This window comes from Vibrio sp. YT-19(2023), assembly GCF_033337395.1.
In genome coordinates this window covers 1-561 of the sequence record NZ_JAWOQN010000918.1, presented here as the reverse complement: position 1 = coordinate 561, position 561 = coordinate 1, and the positions used below count along the sequence as shown (strand labels likewise).

Below are 561 nucleotides of genomic sequence, written 5' to 3'. Positions count from 1 at the left end.
TATCGTCCGTTAACAGAAAAAGTCAATGCGACACCACTGCTTATCGTTCCGCCTTTCATCAACAAATACTACATTCTTGACCTCACTGCGAAGAACTCAATGGTTCGCTGGTTGCTTGAACAAGGCCACAGTGTGTTCATGATTTCTTGGCGTAATCCAGGTAAAGCGCAAGCGCATGTTGAATTTGGTGATTACGTTACTGAAGGCGTTGTGAAAGCGGTTTCTGCGATTGAAGAAATCACAGGGCAAGAGCAAATCAACGCGGCAGGCTACTGCATTGGTGGTACGGTTTTAGCGAGCACTGTTGCGTACTATGCAGCAAAACGTATGAAGAAGCGCATCAAATCGGCGACGTTCTTCACCACGCTTTTGGCTTTCTCTCAACCGGGCGAAGTCGGCGCGTACATTAACGACACAATCATTAGCGCTATCGAGACGCAGAACAACGCAAAAGGTTACATGGATGGTCGTTCACTGAGCGTAACATTCAGCTTGTTGCGTGAAAACAGCTTGTACTGGAACTACTACGTCGACAATTACTTGAAAGGTAACAGTCCGGTT

General features: G+C 46.7%; 1 protein-coding gene. It reads left to right on the top strand.

Going from position 1 to position 561, the window contains the following annotated elements; all coding sequences use genetic code 11:
• Positions 1-561, top strand: a 561-nt coding sequence (locus R7E78_RS29185; protein ID WP_318059026.1) for an alpha/beta fold hydrolase, incomplete at both ends; no start/stop codon positions are given.